Source organism: Streptococcus intermedius SK54 = ATCC 27335, assembly GCF_000413475.1.
GTDB lineage: Bacteria > Bacillota > Bacilli > Lactobacillales > Streptococcaceae > Streptococcus > Streptococcus intermedius.
Genome location: NZ_ATFK01000008.1, coordinates 1 through 20,014 on the forward strand (window position 1 = coordinate 1; position 20,014 = coordinate 20,014).

Consider the following 20,014-nt stretch of genomic DNA (forward strand, 5'->3'; position numbering starts at 1 on the left):
TTGTTCAGTCTTTTTTTGAAAAATTTGCTAAAAATCAACTCTCCTTTAACTTAAATATTGTTTTTTCTACAAAAGTTTACCACATTCTATTCTGATAAGACCTGAATTTTCTACATATAGCTATGATGAAAAAAGAGATTACTTTATCAATCAAGTTTTTCCTAGCTATCGAGCTAGTTTAGATGTTAGCGAGACTTCTCTTCCACTGTTTCCGAGTAAAAAAGAAGTCCATAGTAAAGGAAGCATTCGTATCCCTGCAATTTCTATTCAAAGAGATGAGTTGCAGCAACAAAGACAAATTTCTCATCCTTTGAAAAAAGTTTATCTTATTTTAGGAATAATCGGTAGCTTACTCTGTTTATCTTTAGGGGTCAATACTTGGTTACTAGCTAATCAAAAGCAAGCCGATCAACAAATCCATTTTTTGTATAAAGAGTTGAAAAAAACAACTCAATTACAAAAGCAGGAGCATCAGTTGGATGTTTTTAGTCGCTATTTTCTACCAAGTTACTATTCTAATAACAAGCAGTTATTGACTGATTTTTTGGATAAAGGGAATGCAAAATATACAGTTCCAAAAGAAGGAACCTTGCAATCTGTTATTCTGGAAAAAATCAGCTATGAAGCGGGTGAATATACAGCAACCTATGTTCTTGCCTTAAAGCGAAACGATGGAATCAAGAGTATTCGATTAACTCTCGTTGCTAAAGAAAAGAAATCCAGTCCCTATGGCTTTGTCATTACTAAAGAACCAATAGAAACAGCTTATATAAAATCAAAAAAATAAAAGAAAAGGAAAATTAAAATGAAGAAAAATAAACTATTAACAATGCTAAGTATTTCAACAATTATATTGGCAAATGCTGGAATAGTCTTAGCGGATGCACCAGTCGTTCCAGTAGATCCAAGTACTTCTACTGAAGTAACTCCGAAGCCTGAAACACCAGCTGAACCAAGTCTTCCGGTTCCAGAAAAACCTGTTGAACCTTCTATACCAGAAAAGCCTATTGAACCAACTCCGGAAAATCCTGGTACAAAACCAAGTGATTCGGTGGTTCCTTCAGATCCGGCTAATCCTTCTACGAAACCTTCAACAGAACCAGAAAAGCCTATTGAACCAACGCCAAATCCAAGTACCCCTTCTTCAGGAGATAAGAAGGATGAAGAAAAAACCAAACCCGAAGAAAAGCCGGATAAAAAGCCAGCCGAAGAGCGGCCAAAAACAACGGATGAGGCAAACCAAGCTGGTAAAAGCCAAATTGGAACAACCTCAACTGCTACGGGTCAAGTGGTGCAAGATGTAGCTCCAAATAAACCAGTCACGACAAATTCAGGAGTTACAATTGTTGGGGTTCAAGATAGTAATCCAATTATTGCAAATGCAGACGGTACAACTTCTGTTGTTTCAGCTGCTTCCATTGGAGCAACAGTTAATCCGGATCAAACGGTTTCCGTGACGACTGCTTCAGGTGAATTAAAGACATTGCCTAAAACAGGTGAGAAAGCATTCATTAGTTCTCTGCTATCACTGATTGGTCTATCTTTGCTTGTAGTAGGAACAAAATTAAAAAAATTATTTTAATAAAATTTAAGGAGAAATCAAAAAAATGAAATCAAAGAAAACGAAAACTTATGGATCAATCCGTAAAATCAAGGCTTATGGAACTTGTGGTGTTATTTTAGGCTTGGCTGCCTTAACAATCGCGACTAGTCAGACAGGCTATGCGGATCAGGTAGAGGGTAAAACACAACCAAAACAAGAGCTTGTGACGAATTCAACTGCAGGGACTGTTCGTCAAGCTCAATTGAATGAAGTCGTTACCAAAGCCAAAAACGAAGGTGTAAAAGTCGTCCAAGACCCAACCGTGGATAAAGGAACGGTAAGTTCTTCTGAAGTGAATAAAGTCCAAGCAGAAATTGCGGCAGACCAAACTCATCAAGCTGCACAGATTGACCAAACAACAGCAGACTATGTGAAGGCAAAAGCAGAGCATGAGAAAGCTGTTGAAGCTGTTAAGCACCAAAATGCACAGATTGAGGCAGAAAATAAAGCTTTACAAGAGGCGCATGACAAGGCTGCTAAAGCAGGTCAAGAGGCCAATCAAGCTGCTGCAGCCGCAAAAGAGAAGGTAAAAGCTGAGTTTAAGGATGCGGAAGTGTCTGAAAGCTCGAAAACTATTCCTGTTGATCCAACTTCTAAGGAATCATATGATCATTACACAAAAGAAGTTGAAAAAGTAAAAGCGGACAATCAACAAGCTACTGATAATTATCTTGTAGAAAAACGCAAAGAAAATAAGGAGATTGAAGATACCAAGGCTTATAATGAAGCGGTGCGCAAGCGGAATGCAGCAGGTAAAATTAAAGTAGAAGCTGAAAATAAAGAAATTGATGCCTTTAATAAACAAGTGGCAGAAACCAATCAAGCTGAAAAAGAACGATTTGAAAAGGAAAAAGCACAAGCTGAAAAGGACAAAACCAAAGACGGTCATTTAAGTGAGGTCGCAACACAAGGTCTTGTCTTTAAGGAGGAAGCCAATGCTCAAGTCTCTGTCAAAGGAGTGAAAAGTTATTTGAGTGCAGAAGGTCTTAAAAAAGCGTTTGAAGATATCACAAGAAACTTAGGGGCTAGTGATTTACAACAATATGTGACGTATTTTGCTCAAACCTTTGGAGATGACTTAAAGATTACGAATGATCCAAGTCGTTTATCCTCTCACTTTGAACTTTATACGCCTCAAGGTGGAAATGTTTATTCAAACAATAAGTTTGGAGCCGTCAATGCCAAGGTAGGTCAAACGGTGACGGTGACCTATGATAAATTGGAACATTCTTTTTATAAAGGAAAACCCATTTCCCGTATGGAATTGGATGTAACTGTTCAACCGAATTCAGAAAATATTCAAGAGGATGTGGTCATTGGGGTGTCCCAAAATCCAGCAAAAGGGATTGAAATAGCCGCTCGTTATCAGGATAAAACAAAGGATTATAAATTGAATGTTAGTTTGAAACCTCGTTTTTATGACCAAAATGGTCAATTAATTGTCTTTGAAGATCAACCGAATGAAACCAAAGGCTTGCTTTCCATTTCAAGCTTAAATGCTTATAAGAATCACGTGGAAACGATGCGTCCGTCTGATACAGCACGCTTTATTCCTATCTCTGGCTCCTCCATTGTTAAACATGGGAATGGCTTAGTCTATTCAAATGAAGAGGACAATAGTAACGGTCATCATTTCGGGCTAGACGGACATAATATTATTGATCATACAGAAAGTCCTTATTTCTGGTACCTGGCTGGTGCCGTAGCCTTGAAAGGGGGAAATCCAGAATATGGTTTAACGATTACTTCTTGGGACAAATTGGGGGATCGCAAAGGGGAAGGTCGGTTTACACCTTCTATTTGGTTCACGGTCACGAGTGATGTAATAGCTTCAGGAGTTCCGATAGCCCCAACTTATAAGACGCCGAAAGAACACAAGACCTTTACGCCGGAGCCTGAGAAAACAGTCCCAACTCCAAAAGTGAAATTAAGCTTAGTGACCGTCAATAGTGTTCCAGAACCAACTTTGAAACCAAAAGAAAAGGAACCAACTCCACCAGAGGTGCCAACCGTACATTATCATTTACATCGATTAACGGTAAAACCAGAAGCTCCACAACCTAAGAAACCAATTCCAGCACCGAAAGCACAAACACCAGCTTTGCCACAAACGGGGACAGCTTCATCCGTTGGATTGTCAGTTTTGGGAATGATTCTTGCAAGCTTTGGTCTGTTTGGTTTAAAGAAGCGAAATGAGGTGAAATAACATGCAAGAATTTATTGCTTATGGGCGAGTATCAAGCATTCCAAATGGTGCTTATGGTAAAACAGCTAAAGGTACTTCATTTTTTAAATTTGATTTTGTCTGTCATTCTAGTCAATTGGATAAAGATGGTAAACCGATCCCAAGTTTCTTTCATGTTCAAGTTTATGGGAAACAGGCTGATGTAATGTATGATAGTCTTTCAGTAGGTTCTCCAATTTTACTGAAAGGAGAAATTGTTCAAACTACTTACAAAAACGATCAAGGACAAAATCGAACTTACCAATACATTGCTCCATCGCTTCAAAATGGAATTACCTTCTTGGAAAGTAAAGAAGCAGCTATGCAACGTAAACAGGTTCAAGCTGGCAAAGCTTCTCATATTCCAGATGATCCAATTCCAATGGACGTAGATAGCCCATTCTAATCATTTCAAAACTAAAAAAGTTTTTAACACACAGGAATAAATTCTTGTGTGTTATTTTTGTATAAATGAGGTGCTGAGATAGGCATTCTAAGGCTTTGTTTATAATTTTTATGAAGAATGATTCACGAAAAATGCTTAAAATGGAATGTCAAATTACATATAAAGCTATTTAGTATTATATGTAATTTTTGATTTGTCCCATTAACACAAAAAAATTTTTTATTTTTTAAAATAGAAAGAAAATAGTAGAAAGGAAACGGAATGATGATGAAAGCTGAAGTCAATTCTGATGAATTACTAGCCGATTCTATTCAAATAGATAATTATTTGAAACAGAAGAAGAAATATTGTAGTACCATTTTTCTTCAGGATATGAAGAAAGAATTTTCTAGCTACCTACGGCGATATAATCAAGCATCTCCTAGTTTACAATTTAGAATTTTTCTCTTTACAGCCGTTTATGGTCAAAAAATTAAGAGAGTATTAGATGAAAGTGAGGAGTTAAGTTATGTTGAGTGTGCTTGAAATGATAGTTTATACTCTCATTCAGCTGGCAAAAGTGAATCTAGTGAATTTTCTTTTGTTCATGAGTGTAGGAATCTATGTTTTTTATAAAGGTTTTCGCTTAGTTATCCCTTTTTGGGGTCGAGGACTTCAAAGAATAAAGAATGTATTTGAACATCGAGAGGAGATAAAAGATCGCTTCAAAAAATGGAAAAAAGAACAGGAGAAGATTTGGAAAGGTCAGAAGAAAATCTCCTGGAAGCAAGTTCAGAATGCTTTAAAAAAGAATTTCTGGGGGACTATCAAGCAGAGTGTTTTATATTTGTTGTCATTTATGTTTCTAGTTGCTGGTAATCTGATTTTCCGTTTGTTTTATCATTTACCTTTTGTAAAGCAAGAGCGGAAACGATTTAACAAAGAAATGAAACCCATTCTGTATTTCAAGAATTATCGTAGCATGATTCTCATGGGATTGGGTTTTAGCTTGATTGCCCTTGTCTTGACAAATTACTTTGTTACGGTTATTCGAGCGGGACTACACTATTTATATTTACTCATTTCAAGCAGAAGTTTGGAAGCGAGCTTTGATATGAATAGTTTGTTAGTGAGAAATCTGTTCAATATTCGGGTTTATACGCTTGCTCCTATCTTAGCAATTCCTTTATTTCTGATTGGCGAATTACTTGCTTGGAAGTCTGCCTGGATCAACTTTGAGCAATATCGGGATTATAATGGGAATGAAAAAGGGGATGATCGCTTTGCGACTGAAAAAGAAGTTTATAAACAGTATAAGAAGATCCCGAATAAACAAAAGACATATCCAGAAAACGGTGGTTTTCCAGTTTTACATGAAACAAGAAATAATCTGGCCGGGTGGACATTGCGAACACAAATGATATACCAAAATAGACGGTTTAGTCGTTATCTGACGAATGCGGAAAAGATTTTAGGACTGCTTTCCATTCCTTCAGGCGACTATTATATTGAAGATGATACCATTAGTACTCTAGGTATTGGGATGACTCGTTCCGGTAAAGGGGAGGGAGTGATTGCACCAACCATTGACATCAATAGTCGAGCGGAAATCCAGCCTTCAATGATTATTGGGGATCCTAAAGGGGAACACTATCAGTCTTCTTATAAAACGATGCGTAAACGAGGCTATGCGGTTGAAGTTTTAAATTATCAAGAAATGGACTTTTCCATGAGCTTTAATCCTCTAGCATTAGCTGTAGAAGCCGCTAAAAAAGGCTATTATGAAATGGCTCAAACTCGTGTGAATGCGACCGCTCAAATGATTTATCCTAAAACAAAGGGTGGAGAGAAAGGCAATGCAGAATATTTCCGAAAATCCTCTGTGTCGCTCTTCAACGCTTTGACAATGGCGTTAATGGATCGTGCTCATGAAACAGCTCAAAATGGAGAAGCAGATGCCTGGGACACAATCACTATTCCAAATGTCGCAAAATTCCTGAATGAATTAGGTTCTGAAGAAGTTTTTGTCAATTCTCAAAATGAAATTGTAGAAAATCCAGAACAAGGGGATTTAGTTACCAAAAAGTCTAAGATTACAGTTTATTTTGATAATCTGAGAATGGTTAATCGAAAACAATTCTCTAAATTCAGAGCAATGGCAGACAATGAATTTCGAGCCTCTGCTTTTGGTGGAGATGAAACAAGAGGAAATATTTACTCTAGCATGATTACGGGATTGAATCTCTTCTTGCAAGATAATGTGGCAAAGATGACTTCCAAAAATTCCATTGATATGGCTTCAGTTGGTTTTCCACGTCGTTTATCCATCAAATTCCGTTCTAGTACAAGTGAGAGCTTAGAAAATACATTTGCCTATCAAACTGCTAAAGTGACGATTCTAAGTATCAAAAAATGGGGATTGAAGACGCAAGAAATTGTTCATGTCAAAGAACAAACAGCTTTGGTAGATGGTCACGGATATTTGAATTTTGTGATTGAGCCAAAACTACCAGACGAATTTCAAATCATTATTGACTTTGATTATGAAAACAATACGAATGATTGGGTTAGAAACCAACGCTTCACTCTTGCAGCTGAAAAAGTGTACCAAAAACATGGCAAAATTATTCAACTGGATTGCTATAGCAAGAAGAAAGTTTTAGATCATGTAGCAATTGTCTCCATTGATAAGCCAGATGGCACTTTGTTAGAGAAAGAAGATATTGAACTCATTTATTCGGATCAGCCAAAGGTGATTTATCTCGTCACACCTCCTCATCGATCAGAATACAATGCACTGGTTTCTATGTTCTTAGATCAACTCTTTAACGTCAATTATGAGTTAGCTCTTTCAAATGGCGGAAAGTGTGTCAATCGGATTTTGCATGTCCTAGACGAGTTTACTAACCTTCCAGCCATTCCTGCAATGGCGACTAAAATCTCCATTGGTTTGGGTCAAAATATTTTGTATTATATGTGGATTCAAAACTTAGAGCAGCTAGTTGATGTTTACGGAAAAGAAGTGGCAGAAACGATTAAAAATAACTGTGCCATTCACATGTATATTAAAACGAGTTCCGGTGATACAAATAAAGTCTTTAGCCAAGATTTGGGAACGCGAACGATTACTGTTCGCAGTAAGTCTGCCAATATCATTGATGAAGCAAATCCAAATGTTTCCTATCAAACGGAGAATCAACCTCTTCTCTCTCCTACGCAATTAGCTAAACTGCAAGAAGGAGAAGTTGTTATTTTCCGGTATATCAAGAATCGGGATAAGACTGGTTATAAAACAACTGCAGATCCTATTTTTGCACATGATAAAACTGCTTTTCCTTATCGTTATATGTTCCTTCAGGAAGAATTTGACCGTAGCTTGAAACTAGCTGATATTCCGGTTGATTGTCCTCATCGAGGGTTAGACCTGCAAGAAATTGCCGTAGATGCTTCAACAGCTTTAAACAATCTAATTGATTGGCGAGAACGCTTGAACAGTCGAATTGGTGCTGGTGAAGTCAATCCAAAACTAGCTACTCGCTATAGAAAGAAACCGACTATCACTCAAAAAGTCTATTCAACTGAAGAAGAACTCTATCATGCTTTAGCTCAAGAAACGATTTTTGGAGATGAAGACTACAACAATGATTATTCAGATTTATTTGTGGATGATGTTTCTTAGCGTCCTTCCTATCCTATATATTTTTCTATATAGGATAATACATAAAAAGTTATTTAACTATTGAAATAACCCAATCGTTCTGATATAATGAGCATGTATAGGAATTATAGAGGGAGAAAAACACATGAAGAAGAAATCGTTGTTTAGCTTGCTTACTTTAGTCGTCATGCTAGTGGCATTAGCTGCTTGTGGGTCTAAAGTAAATAAAAATGGTGTACCAAATATTCTGAAGGATAAATATACTGGGTATTCTACCTCACCTGGATATGATAGTTCTATTTTTTCAGAAGGTGGTAGCGAATTAGCCTTTGATAAGAAGGAGAATAAGATTACTAACTTAAATACCAATGAAAGTAAATATTTCAAAGTTTTTCCTAAAGATAAATTGAATTCCAAGGCGAAAGGTGTTTTGGTGAAACATGAAGAAGAATTAAAAGGAAAAGATTATTTTGTTATTGCAGTAGATAATGATAAAAAGACAATTACAGACAACCTATTGTATGGTGTAGTATTATCTGATGGAGGAAATACGATTCGAATTTTTGAGTTTGAAAGTGGTGCTAAAGCACCTAATTATTTGTATGATTTCACAGGTAAAACTAATAAATAAGGAAAAGTCTCAATTGAGGCTTTTTCTTTTGCCCTTTTTCTGAAATGTCCCATTAACACAGAAAAAATCATTATCCTTTAAAGTAAAGATACTTTTAAAGAAAGAAGGTATCTTTATTGAATTATCAGACTTTTTCAGATTTAATGAGAGATGTTCAGAAATTAGATGGTGACATTGTAGGTGATAACTCTCAAAAGCTAGCTCAGTTTTATTCCTATTGGTCTAACTATTTGGAATCTACTCCAGCTTTTCTATCTTTTATTGCTGCTGTTCCGGGAGGAATTGGAAAAGCCTTATACCAAATAACCGATAGCTTAGAACATGTTTTTAACAATATGTTTAAGCTCTTTGGTCTTTTTGGTTATTTAGGCGATCAGAAAACTATTATCGGACAATTCTTTTATTGGTTTCAAATTGTAGGGGTCACGATTTTCACATTGCTTTTAGTGGCAAGTGCTATCACAGGTGTCTTTACGAAGCCGACAAAGTACAAGAATGTGATAGTTAATTTTCTGTTGGTGACTTTTGTCACCTCTGTTATGCCTTTATCCCTTACAACGATTGCGACTGCTTTAGCGCAAGATGCTCAAACGATTCAAACGATTTCGGGAGACAAAGGGACACAATATTCCTCTCTTGCCATTCAGCCTATGAAAAATAATGTCGTGGATTTAAAAGTTCTAATTGATCATGATTTCAATACAGAATTATTCCCAATGGATGATTATGGTTATATTAAACCTGTTAAAGCGGGCTCTACCGCATTAAATAAGATTACAGATAGTAAGGATAAGCGAGATACACCAGACTTTGCGACAAAAATTGATTTTACAGATCATTATGGAGTTGATAATGCAGCCTTTTTGCACGAGTGGAATAAGAAAAAGCTTGGTATCAAAGGTTTATTACTTCATAAATTAAATGCAAATAAAGATGGTGTTGAAACAATAACAGAACACAGAATTATTGGTGGGTTGAATGCTTTTGAGCCGGTATATCTTCGCTATAAGGTTAACTGGATTGGCATGTTTATGCAGTATATTATTTTGATTATTTTGCTGATGAGTATGTCTATCAAGTTTGTCAAATCGGTCTTTGATATTATCATGGAAGCCGTGATTTCCCCAATTCAAGGCTATACTTCCCTTTCTTCCAGTAAGAAGTACAAGGAACTCCTACGAACGATAGGAGGGGCATTTGCTGGTATTATATTTGAAGTAGTTATTATGCGAATGACCTTAGAAATTTGTCGAGATTTACCAACCTTATCCGTGACCGCTATCACAAAACTTTCCGGTGGATTCTACGACGGATTGAACATGTGGGAACAATGTCTGGCCGCAAGTATCGTTTATATTGGTGTCTTCTTGGCAGCTATGCAGGGAGTGACCATGATTGAACGTTGGCTAGGTGTCTCAACAGGACATAGCGAGACAGCTCAACAATTGCTTGGTGCAATGATGATGGGAAATGCCTTTGCGACAGGTGCCGGTGCGATTGGTAAAGGTGGTTTCGCATTAGCACAAGGCGCTGGCAATATGGCAATGAAAACACCTGGAGCAGTTAAGAACGCAAGTAAACATGTTGGAAATAGCCTTGCTACAACAGGTGGAGGCATTCAAGGTATCTTTAATGCAGTCAAAGACCAAGGAATAGGAAATACCGTAAAAGGTGGGATCAGTAATGCGGTTGATTTAGCCGAAGTGATGGGGCAAAAAGCAGCGGATTATGCCGGCGGTGTCATGGATAATCTGGACGATAAAGCCCAAACAGGATTACATTCAACCTACAATGCTTTGAAGAATGATGATATTCCGGATCAAGCTCGTTTTAGATCTGGTGATAATAATGAACCCGAATATACCTTGAATCCTTCAGGCATGTATGGTGGAGAACCACTTTTTGAGGATCCTTCTATGGCAGATGGTGGAGTCAGTGACCCAACCATATCAAATATCCAACAAGAGTCTCAGAAAGAAGATTTCAAGGGAATCAGTGAGCCAAGTAGTCCTAATCCTACTTTGAGCGATAAAAACGCTCTAACCAATTCAACTAATTCAGTTGCTTCCCAAGCACCAAAAACACCATCTTCTAAGCCAAATTCACCTTCTTCAGCCAGAAATAACTTGAATCAGTCCCTCTATCAGATGAATCGAATGCAGCAACAAGCTCAACAAGCCGGTCAATATATGCAAGGACAGAGTCATATAAAAGGAGCTGAAATAGAGGATGAGGAAGATAGGTGATGACATGAAGCTTTCTGATAAAAAGATTGTGATTACAGGTAGTTTAAGACCGATGACAAGAGAAGAAGTTATTCTTTTCTTAAAGGATCAAGGAGCTACAGTACAAGGGTTTATATCAGCTCAAACCGATATTCTAATCGTAGGTCATAAACAATTGGATCTCTTTCAAGTAGATAAGCGTTCCAAAAAGTATGAGGCTGCTCTTTCTCGAATCGCAGAAGGACAAGCTATTACGCTTTTATCTGAAGAAGAATTCTTTCAAATCGTTAAGAAGTCTCAATCATGAGGCTTCTTTTTTGTACTGAAATGCTTAATAAATTAAATAACTTATTATCTAATTTATTAAGTGATAGGATAAACTGATTCTGAAATGTCCCATTAAAAACAAAAAAATCATTATCCTTTATACTGCTCTTATCATGATGGAATAGTTAGAAAGGAAAAAGAACTATGAATGAAAAATATGGTGTCCCCAGAGACATTAAAGCTCGAATGAAAATGATTGGTTTGTTTATGGCAGACATTAGTTTTGTTGGCTTATCAGGAATCATTGCTTTACGATATGCGACCAAAATTTTTCCTACTGAACAATGGTTTCAAATGATTCTATTTATTGTATTAAGTATGCTGCTGTCTTTGTATCTTGTGTTTCCGGCTAATGGCGGCAAGAAAAATTGGAATACACTTTATCTATTCTTCCGCCGGCGGAGAAGACGATATATTAGTTTAGATTACCAAAAAAGAACAGGAGAAAGATAATGGCGATTCAACGACAAGCAGCGTCTATTCAAGAAAAGCAACCGTTAGGAGGGGCGCATAGAAGTAAAAAAGAATACAAACAAGAATATTTTGATATTCATTCTTGTATTGATTTGCTAGATGTTAAAGCGATTATGAAGAATCCACAGGAGTACATTAAACTAGTGGACTTTGGTTATCTTCAATTTATGGAAATACCTGGAAAAGATTTAGGTTCTTTAAGTTATATTGAAGTAAATCGAACCATCCAAAATTTTGAAAAGTGGCTATCTGAGTTTAATACAGATATTCAATTTGAAGTAACGACTCTTCCTACCAATACTGATGCACAACGGATGCATCAACGTCACTGGCTCAGTAAGGTAAGGCAAGAAAAGAGTCAGTTATCTCCGAATTCTAAGCGCTACTTACAATTAGAAGATCGAGAAAAATTACTACAGGAACAAATTCAGGTAGAAGAAAGTATTCAAAAAGAAATCTATAACACAGAGTTTATTTTGTGGCTATTTGCTCCAACAACTAGTGAATTAGATGAGTTAGTTCGTAAAGCCAAAAGCTACGGAAATAATGATTTTGTGCCTCAGGAGATCACTCACCTGAAAAAGGTTCAAATTATTACACAATATAACAATATGAATGAAAAATTGTAAGGAGGATTTTCATGCCAAAGATTTCAAAACGGAAACAACGAAAGTTACAAGCTGAGGGCTATGACTTGGAATTTATCAGTCAAGTGCAACCTCAAGGAAATATTGACTTCAAAAAGCATGACCGCTATTGGGTCAGTGGAGATGGTTGTCATACTATCCTTCATTATTACGAATATCCTTCAGAGGATTTAGATCAATTTTGGTTGACAGATTTAATGCAAATTTCTGGAACTCGTTCTTTTCTTTCTCTTTATCGAGAAAACAATACAGAGCTTAAAAAAGATATAACCGATTCGATTGAAGAAAAGTCAACTCGAATCACGGGGAATAGCAAACTAACAGATAACCAGCAAGAGTTGGATGAAATTCACGATTTACAACAACTGAATCGTGAGATTACTAAGAAAAATATAGCAATGTTAGGAATGTATGTTCGTGTCTTTGCTTCAGCTACTACAAAGGAGGAACTCTTTAAAAAGTTAGAAGAAATTAAAGATAAGACCTCTAATTATAAGTCAACTATCCTTTCAGGAGAATTAGATTTTGAATATCATTCTCCCTTTATTCCTGCTAAATATCAAGTTAATTTGCCAAATAATCGAAAAGGAAGATCCGTTAGAGCCCATGATTTAGCTGGTGGTTACTTCTTCAACCATACCAAGTTAGAAGACCAAAGAGGTTTTTATCTAGGCTGGACTCCTACAAAAGGAGCTGTCAACTTTAACTTTCTTGAGAGAAATGAAAAGCGGACTCGTTCCTTTATGATTCTGTCCGGAAATCCTAAAATGGGGCAAAAATCCTTTTTATTGAAGCATACAGACGGCTTGTATGCAAAAGGCAATTATATCCGAAATTTTGATGCGAATGGGACGTTTACAGAATTAACTCAAAAACAACATGGTTTAATTTTAGATTTATCAGGAGAAGTCAATCGTATTAATATTTTCCAGATTTTCCCGACTGCTACCAATGCAGAGGGAACAGAAGTAGATGAACAACAATCCTATAAATTGCATATTGAAAAGTTGAAAAATATCCTGAAGTTGTTGAACGATCAAGTCACAGGAGATGATCTCATTACTTTCGGAAAAATTTTAAATGAGTTTTACATTGCAGAAAATTTATGGTTTGTGAATCCAACTATACACAAAGACGAACTAAGAGCTACTCAGTTAGACAATGAAGATTATCCAATTCTATCCGATTTTCTTCTCTATTTGGATGATTACAAACGCCGATTAACCCAAAAGAGACAAAAAGATGAAGAAGAACTGAAATCTGTCAAACGCATTTATAATACGTTTAATGAGATAATGACATCTAACACTTCCATGTTTGAAGGCATAACGGAATTTCAAGATATTTCAACCGAACAAGTCGTGACTTTTGATTTATCCGGATTGAAAAATATGCCGAACTTATTAAATGCTCAAATCTTTTCCGTTTTGTCTCTTGTCTCGGCAGATATTGTCAATAATGGAAAACGCTGCAAGCGACTCTTAAAAGAAAATCCTAAGTTATCTGAAATGGATTTAGAACACTATATCGTTAATATTAGCGAGGCACAAACTCTAATCAATCCACGCTATGAAACAAGTGTTAAATTATTAGCAGATGTCATTGATTCGATGGGAGAGAACTTTGCAGGAGTTGTCCTTTCCGTAAATTCATTACAAGGTATTCTTTTTGAAGCAGGTTCTGGAAATCATAAAGATCCGTATGTGATTGCTGTCAAACGCATTTTTGAGCTGATGCAATACCGTGTCTTTGCACAAACAGATGAAACAAGCGTACCATTACTTGCTAATGCTTTAACGAGCTCTATGAATCAGTCGGAATTAGAAACGCTCCCCCGACTTAGTAAGGGACAATTATTCATGAATATTGCAGGAGTTGGGAACCTAGTATTCAACCAGCAGTTGCTTCAGTCGGAAGTTCAACGCTATGGTGGGATTCAATAACAAACGAGGAAATGAAATGGATATTGTTGATATTTATATGGAATGCGGAGACTTTCATACAGCAGTTGAACGTTCTGGTCTTCCTATTCACGTAGCTCATCTAAAACTATTACAAAGTGGTTGTCTAAAAATATAGTCTTTTAAAGGAATATGCAAGTTTGAGAAAAGAAGGATTGTTTTAAAAAATAATAGAAGGGATAAATGAAAATGCCTAAAAATATACAAGAGGAGAAAGCAGAAAAACTGGGTTTCTTTGCTCGTAGAAAAAGAGCGATTGATCACTATGTAGCTGTTCGGAAAGAAAGATCAAAGGAAGTGAGAGATTATTTTGCTTCCGAAGGAGAGTCTGATCCCGAACGATTAGCAGCCCAAAGAGAACGAGACAAAGTCTTTTTACAAGGGTTAAAGAAGATTGGAATCGGAGTCATTCTTTTTCTTGTTTTTTACGCTCTTTTAAGAACAATCTTAGGGCTTTGGTAGAAAAGAGGTGAGGAATTGAAACAGTGGTTCAATTTTAAAATTGTTCTTTTTCTTGGCTCTATCATTACAGCTATTGTGGTCTTTATGATGCTGCTGACGAGTATTTTGGGAGCTATATCCAGTAAGCAGGATGATTGTTCTACTACTGAAACAACCATTACTTCCAGTCCAACTAGTTCAGGAAACGCTTCTATTGATTCTTTTGTAAAGGAACATGAGAATGCTTATATAGAATCATGGAGGGTTGGGGGCTTCTTACCTTCAGCTTCCATTGCTCAAACAATGGCTGAAACTTCTTTCTCTATGAATGTGCCTTCTTTCGCTTCAGCGCACAATATGGGCGGTGTCAAATGGACTTCAGCGGCAACTTATCCCAAGACGATTGAATTATTTGGCTCTAATGCTGTTTCAGGTAGTGGTTCAGGAACGACTGTCGGAGATAATACTGGTGGTGGTTATACTTGGTTTAAAGATTTTGATGCTGGAATTGTTGGAAAAGCAGAGTTCATGAGTCGTCAAAGCCTTTACAAGGCAGCTATCAATAACACAGATGGCGTTGGGACATTAAATGCAATTGCAGATGGTGGCTGGGCGACTGATCCAAATTATAAGACAACTCTTAATCAAATTTATCAGAATTTAGGAAGTAAATACAAATGGTTAGATGAAAAAGCCATTTCAAAATACGGACAAAAACCTGTAAACTTAACTGAATCCTCTACCAATACATCTAATTCGTCATCAACCTCTATTTCTTCAGCTGAAGAAGAAAATCCCTGTGAAGATTCTTCAGACAGTGGAAGTGTAGCTGACGGAACGGGAACAGTCCCAGCTGATGCAACCGCTTGGGGTTATCAGCCAGACAATCTACCAGCTAGTTTAAAACCTTATATTATTGATCCTAAAAACCTTGGAATGAATTATGGAGGAACGCAAGGCTGGAATTTAACAGGAAGAGGTCCATCCTTAGATGGTCAATGCGTAAATTTGACGATCAGTATGGCAAATATCATGTACGGACATTCTGGAAATGTTTTAGGAAATGGGGTTGACCAAGCAGGTGCTTGGGCAAGGATATTTAGAAATTCAGTTAAGAAAAAACCAAAAAAAGGGGCAATCTTTTCTAATTCCTCTATTCCCAAATACGGACATACAGGAATTGTCTGTCATGTATTCCAAGATGGATCTGTCTTGATTTGTGAGCAGAATACCCCAATAAGCGGTTGGGATTCTTATCATAAGGCTTATACCTGGAATTATCGAATTGTCCGTCCAGAAACACAGAAGGCAGAACAATGGACGTTTGCATATCCGGATAACAAAGCGCCAAAATTGACAAAATAATGTATAAAAAGAAGAGGAAGTTTATGTTAGAAAAATCAAAAGAACATTGGGTTTGGGTGATATTAGTTTTATTACTTCTTTTCTTTGCAGGGCTACGAATTGTACAAGTCTCTCATTCTTCACGAAAAGAGCCGAAAACAACACAATCTAGCTCTTCCTCTAAGACGAAGAATTCTTCGACATTAGAGGAGGAAACACCCGATCAACGCAATTATCGTAAAGCAAAATTAAAGCTAGAGCATCCTTATATAGAAGCCTCTCAAGAAGCAAAACAATCAGTGATTGAATCTGTTAATGCTGCAGTAGATGCTATTATCAAAGCTAAGAGTTTATCAGAAGTGAAGGCAACCTATGAGAATCATTTAGCTATGAGTCAAGGTGGAATGATTCAAACTTTTGCGATGGCTATATTAGTAAATCGGTATCAATATCAGTCTTCTCAGTTAGAGGTCATGAAATCAGATAATGACGATGTTGTTCAAGTCATTATTCCTTTAGTTAAAGACGGAGAAGAGAAATGTTACTTTATCGCAAATTTTAATACAACTGTTAAGCAGATACAATTAACATCTTATATCGGTGGACGTATTGGAGGAACTTATGGGTAAAATAGTTTATAAAGATAAATGATAAGAAGTTTAAGTAAATACATAAAAAGTTATTTAATTTTTTATGTATTTTTTCTTGACAAAGTAGTTGAATGTGATATAATAAATATAAAGTTATTTAACAAAACACTTAATAACGAAAATAAGTTATTAAATAACAAAGTGTGTATAAAGATATATAGGAGAAGAAAAATGACAAAGATTTATACAACAAATATAAAAAAGGGTGGAGTTGGAAAAACAACTATAACATTTAATGGCGCATTTTATTTGGCTGTCAAGAAAAACAAACGAGTTTTACTCATAGATTTAGATGATTCTTGCAATTTGACAAAACGTTTTATTGACTATTACGAAGAACCAATTCCAGAAATTTCTACTGTAAAAGCTTTATTCTCAGATGTTGTTCCAGTTCCTCTTCGATTAACTGATCATTTATCTATTATTGCAGGATACGATCATCTTAATGAATTGACAAAAGAAGTAGAAGCAGGAAAAGGAAGAGGCTATCTACTGTCCTGGTATTACAGCCAATTAGATTTTATTGAAGCAAATTATGATTATATTTTGATTGATACACATAATGATTTCAGTATTTTTACCAATAATGCGATTGCTGTGTCAGATGTAGTATTAGCTATTGCGGACATAGATGAAGATGCTATCGAAAAATTAAAACTAGAAGAACGACAAATTGCTCAATTAACAAAAGACTTTATCAATCCTATGACCAATCAAAGCTTTGTCAATACAAGATTGATTAAAGTTGGAAATAAGGTAGTCAAAAACACAAGCGATTCTCAGGCGTTTAAGCGAGCTTTTGAAGCGATGATGAAAAGAGATAACCAATTTCTAGGCTATTTTGAAGGACGAAGTTTATTTGGTAAAACAAAAACAACTAGACAACCCTTGACTTCATTAGAAGAATCTCATCAAACGCCGTCTTATCGCCAATTTTTCAAAAATACTTGGGAGTTGTTTGATAAAATTTATACTCTCCCAATTGAATAATACATTATTTGTGATATAATAAGATAAATAATAAAATAAATAAGAAATTACATAAGGAGTTTTAAATGGCGAAGAAAGAGAATCAAGCTGATTTTATGAAAATGTTTAATGAGGAGCCTCAAGCAGCTCCCGTTCAACCCTTACCTAAGAAAAAACTTTCTCCAGTAGGATATGAAAAAAAGAAGCAGGTCACCTTTGCTATGACCCCTTCTATCAGGAGTAAGTTAGATGACATTGTTGACTACTATTCGTATAAGTCTGCTTCTGCTTATTTAGAAGAAATGATTGATAAGGAGTGGCAACGTATTCAATCGTAAAAAGGAGAAAAACGCATGTTTATATTTAGTTTTAAGCGTTTGTGGTATTTGATATTTGCGGTAATTGCTATTGCAGGACTTCAAATATTTTATAATCATTTAGGATTTTCAATGCTTGTGTTGCTAATTGTAGGTTTGCTTGCTTTAAAATTTTTACCAGCTGCAGTTATTCCTATTTTAATTGTCTCTCTATTCGTTTATTTGAATAATGGTTTTTCATTTGTTGTAGACATCATTCAATTTATTTTTATCGGACTTCCGTTTTCTATTGTAATGGCAGGACTTTTATTTCCGTTTGTAGAATCTTGCCAAAGTAAACTTCGTAAGCGTAAGAAGGAATATAAATAGGAGTATAAATGAAAAGTAAAATTTAATTGTAAAAAGTTGTTCGTTTGAGCAGCTTTTTTTGTCAGAAAAAAAATAAATTTGAAGAGCTATAAGAAAAAAATTACAATTTTCATAAATCATTTTCATAAGGGAGAAGGTTTGTGAAAGTAATAGATGAACGTAAGTTGAAAGAAAAATTTATAGTAGGGACTGAGAAAGACTTTTATCGGAACATTAAAAAATATGATGAATCAATGATTCCTGTAATGAAAGCAAGAGGTTATACTTGTATTCGTTCAGCTGAAAGGACTGTTGCGTTTACATTTGGTGAGTTCTGCTTCAGTAGGAGGAAGTGGAAACGTGGATCAGAGTGGTATTCACCGGTTGATGAATGGCTGGGGTTAGATAAAAACAGTCGTTATTCTAAAGAACTGATTTATCAAATTGCAGAATTATCTACAATGATGTCTTATGACCATGTTGTTAAAGTTGTTCAAATGATGTATCATGTTAAAATTACAAAACCAACAGTCATTAAGACAGTAAAGTTTGCGGATCAATTGAGAAACCAGTACGAAGAATACCAATATTACCAGGAAGAAGTGAAAAAGAAAGATAAAATCAAAGCTGATATTATTTTTGTGGAAGGAGACGGAGTATTCTTACGAGTTTTAGACGAAGAGAACAAAGCTGGTTATAGAGACTTTGCTCATTTTGTAATTCATACAGGTAGTAAAAAAATTGAAAAGAACCGCTGGAAATTGGAAAATAAAAAGAGTATTATGTCAATTAGTAATCGACATGCTAGAGAGATGGTCTTGGATTATCTTTATCAAAATTTTGAAATTACCGAAAATACAATTTTAATTACAAATTCTGATGGTGGTCACGGTTATACGCCTTATGTATTTAAAGAATTTGCCAAAGTATTAGGAATAAAACGTCATGAACACTTTTGGGATGAGTTCCATGTTTATAAAGAAATTGACCAAACGTATAAAGGTTATTCGGATGATTTAAAGAATAAACTATATCAATCTATTCAAACGCATGATAAAAAATTGTTACGAACAGTATTGGATACAACAGAATCGCTATTGACTTCCGCCGAAGAAGAAAATTTTTCAAAATTCTCTAAAAAGTTCTTAAGAAATTTTCAATATACAAAACCGCTTGAATTGAGGGGCTTTCGGTATTTACCAATAGGCATTATGGAATCTCAGCATAGAAAGATTACTTATCGGATGAAAAAGAGAGGAATGATATGGAGTCAAACAGGGGCAGAATCAATGACTAATATGATTCTATTATCAAAAGCCGGGCAATTAAGAGAATTATTTTTTGGTGAGTGGCGAAAAGAGTATCAAGAATATAAAGCAGCAGAAGAGTTGACTGCTGCAACAATCAAGGTTCGACAGAATCATATCAAAAAAGATTATCAATTTTACAGCTTGAAAAAAAGATGGTAATAAGATTTGGCACATATTAAAAAAATCTAGTATTACTAGGTCTTTTTGAGTGTGCAATTTTTTAAAAAATCGCTCAAAATACTTGTCTTGTGTGTTAAAGTATGTTAAAATTAACTTAATTTAAACGAATAAAAAAGGTCGTACGTGCGTCCAACACATACGACCACCGAGTTTAGCAATCCACACTTGCTTACTCAGTATATATGACTATGATAAAGGATAATTAAATCATTGTCAAGGGCTGAGCAAGTAATTGTTCAGTCTTTTTTTGAAAAATTTGCTAAAAATCAACTCTCCTTTAACTTAAATATTGTTTTTTCTACAAAAGTTTACCACATTCT

19 protein-coding genes are annotated in these 20,014 nt (G+C 35.6%); all 19 read left to right on the plus strand.

The features are described from left to right. Window positions 1–280 precede the first annotated feature (280 nt). The 19 genes from HMPREF1654_RS09350 to HMPREF1654_RS09440 all read left to right on the plus strand — a co-directional run bounded on the left by HMPREF1654_RS09350 (window position 281) and on the right by HMPREF1654_RS09440 (window position 19,673). The gene (locus HMPREF1654_RS09350; RefSeq protein WP_016670433.1) at window positions 281–787 is read left to right on the plus strand and encodes a hypothetical protein; all 507 of its coding nucleotides are present in this window, start codon (window positions 281–283) and stop codon (window positions 785–787) included. 18 nt (window positions 788–805) lie between these two features. Next, window positions 806–1,582, plus strand: coding sequence for a hypothetical protein (locus HMPREF1654_RS09355; protein WP_003078054.1), 777 nt, complete (start codon window positions 806–808; stop codon window positions 1,580–1,582). Window positions 1,583–1,607: 25 nt separating this feature from the next. Next, on the plus strand, window positions 1,608–3,809 hold the full coding sequence (locus tag HMPREF1654_RS09360) for a GbpC/Spa domain-containing protein (protein ID WP_003078007.1): 2,202 nt from the start codon (window positions 1,608–1,610) through the stop codon (window positions 3,807–3,809). Between the two features lies 1 nt (window position 3,810). After that, window positions 3,811–4,233: a single-stranded DNA-binding protein gene (locus HMPREF1654_RS09365; protein ID WP_003078017.1), complete on the plus strand. Its 423-nt coding sequence runs from the start codon at window positions 3,811–3,813 to the stop codon at window positions 4,231–4,233. A gap of 261 nt (window positions 4,234–4,494) precedes the next feature. Continuing rightward, window positions 4,495–4,758, plus strand: a complete 264-nt coding sequence (locus HMPREF1654_RS09370) for a hypothetical protein (RefSeq protein WP_003078026.1) — start codon at window positions 4,495–4,497, stop codon at window positions 4,756–4,758. After that, window positions 4,742–7,891 carry a VirD4-like conjugal transfer protein, CD1115 family gene (locus tag HMPREF1654_RS09375; RefSeq protein ID WP_003078063.1) on the plus strand — a complete coding sequence of 1,050 codons (3,150 nt, stop codon included), beginning with the start codon at window positions 4,742–4,744 and terminating at the stop codon, window positions 7,889–7,891. The genes HMPREF1654_RS09370 and HMPREF1654_RS09375 overlap by 17 nt, the downstream gene beginning before the upstream one ends. A 124-nt stretch (window positions 7,892–8,015) precedes the next feature. After that, window positions 8,016–8,501: an LptM family lipoprotein gene (locus HMPREF1654_RS09380; RefSeq protein WP_003030091.1), complete on the plus strand. Its 486-nt coding sequence runs from the start codon at window positions 8,016–8,018 to the stop codon at window positions 8,499–8,501. Between the two features lie 116 nt (window positions 8,502–8,617). Next, window positions 8,618–10,747 carry a pLS20_p028 family conjugation system transmembrane protein gene (locus HMPREF1654_RS09385; RefSeq protein ID WP_003078040.1) on the plus strand — a complete coding sequence of 710 codons (2,130 nt, stop codon included), beginning with the start codon at window positions 8,618–8,620 and terminating at the stop codon, window positions 10,745–10,747. A 4-nt stretch (window positions 10,748–10,751) separates the two neighbouring features. Further along, window positions 10,752–11,033 carry a BRCT domain-containing protein gene (locus HMPREF1654_RS09390; RefSeq protein WP_003077994.1) on the plus strand — a complete coding sequence of 94 codons (282 nt, stop codon included), beginning with the start codon at window positions 10,752–10,754 and terminating at the stop codon, window positions 11,031–11,033. 164 nt (window positions 11,034–11,197) lie between these two features. Continuing rightward, window positions 11,198–11,506, plus strand: a complete 309-nt coding sequence (locus HMPREF1654_RS09395; protein ID WP_003078005.1) for a DUF5592 family protein — start codon at window positions 11,198–11,200, stop codon at window positions 11,504–11,506. After that, on the plus strand, window positions 11,506–12,156 hold the full coding sequence (locus tag HMPREF1654_RS09400; protein ID WP_003078011.1) for a hypothetical protein: 651 nt from the start codon (window positions 11,506–11,508) through the stop codon (window positions 12,154–12,156). The genes HMPREF1654_RS09395 and HMPREF1654_RS09400 overlap by 1 nt, the downstream gene beginning before the upstream one ends. Window positions 12,157–12,167: 11 nt before the next feature. Next, on the plus strand, window positions 12,168–14,117 hold the full coding sequence (locus tag HMPREF1654_RS09405; RefSeq protein WP_003078052.1) for a hypothetical protein: 1,950 nt from the start codon (window positions 12,168–12,170) through the stop codon (window positions 14,115–14,117). Between the two features lie 201 nt (window positions 14,118–14,318). Beyond that, window positions 14,319–14,597, plus strand: coding sequence for a hypothetical protein (locus tag HMPREF1654_RS09410; protein ID WP_003078025.1), 279 nt, complete (start codon window positions 14,319–14,321; stop codon window positions 14,595–14,597). Window positions 14,598–14,612: 15 nt separating this feature from the next. Then, window positions 14,613–15,941: a glucosaminidase domain-containing protein gene (locus HMPREF1654_RS09415; protein WP_003078000.1), complete on the plus strand. Its 1,329-nt coding sequence runs from the start codon at window positions 14,613–14,615 to the stop codon at window positions 15,939–15,941. Window positions 15,942–15,964: 23 nt separating this feature from the next. Beyond that, complete coding sequence (locus HMPREF1654_RS09420; RefSeq protein ID WP_003077998.1) at window positions 15,965–16,549, plus strand: hypothetical protein; 585 nt, start codon at window positions 15,965–15,967, stop codon at window positions 16,547–16,549. A 192-nt stretch (window positions 16,550–16,741) separates the two neighbouring features. After that, a complete protein-coding gene (locus HMPREF1654_RS09425) occupies window positions 16,742–17,560 on the plus strand; it encodes a ParA family protein (protein WP_003078044.1) in 819 nt (272 codons plus the stop codon). Window positions 17,561–17,625: 65 nt separating this feature from the next. After that, the gene (locus HMPREF1654_RS09430; protein ID WP_003030077.1) at window positions 17,626–17,877 is read left to right on the plus strand and encodes a hypothetical protein; all 252 of its coding nucleotides are present in this window, start codon (window positions 17,626–17,628) and stop codon (window positions 17,875–17,877) included. A 15-nt stretch (window positions 17,878–17,892) separates the two neighbouring features. Next, window positions 17,893–18,225 carry a hypothetical protein gene (locus tag HMPREF1654_RS09435; RefSeq protein ID WP_003078064.1) on the plus strand — a complete coding sequence of 111 codons (333 nt, stop codon included), beginning with the start codon at window positions 17,893–17,895 and terminating at the stop codon, window positions 18,223–18,225. Window positions 18,226–18,365: 140 nt separating this feature from the next. Continuing rightward, window positions 18,366–19,673: an ISLre2 family transposase gene (locus HMPREF1654_RS09440; protein WP_003030075.1), complete on the plus strand. Its 1,308-nt coding sequence runs from the start codon at window positions 18,366–18,368 to the stop codon at window positions 19,671–19,673. Window positions 19,674–20,014: the final 341 nt, after the last annotated feature.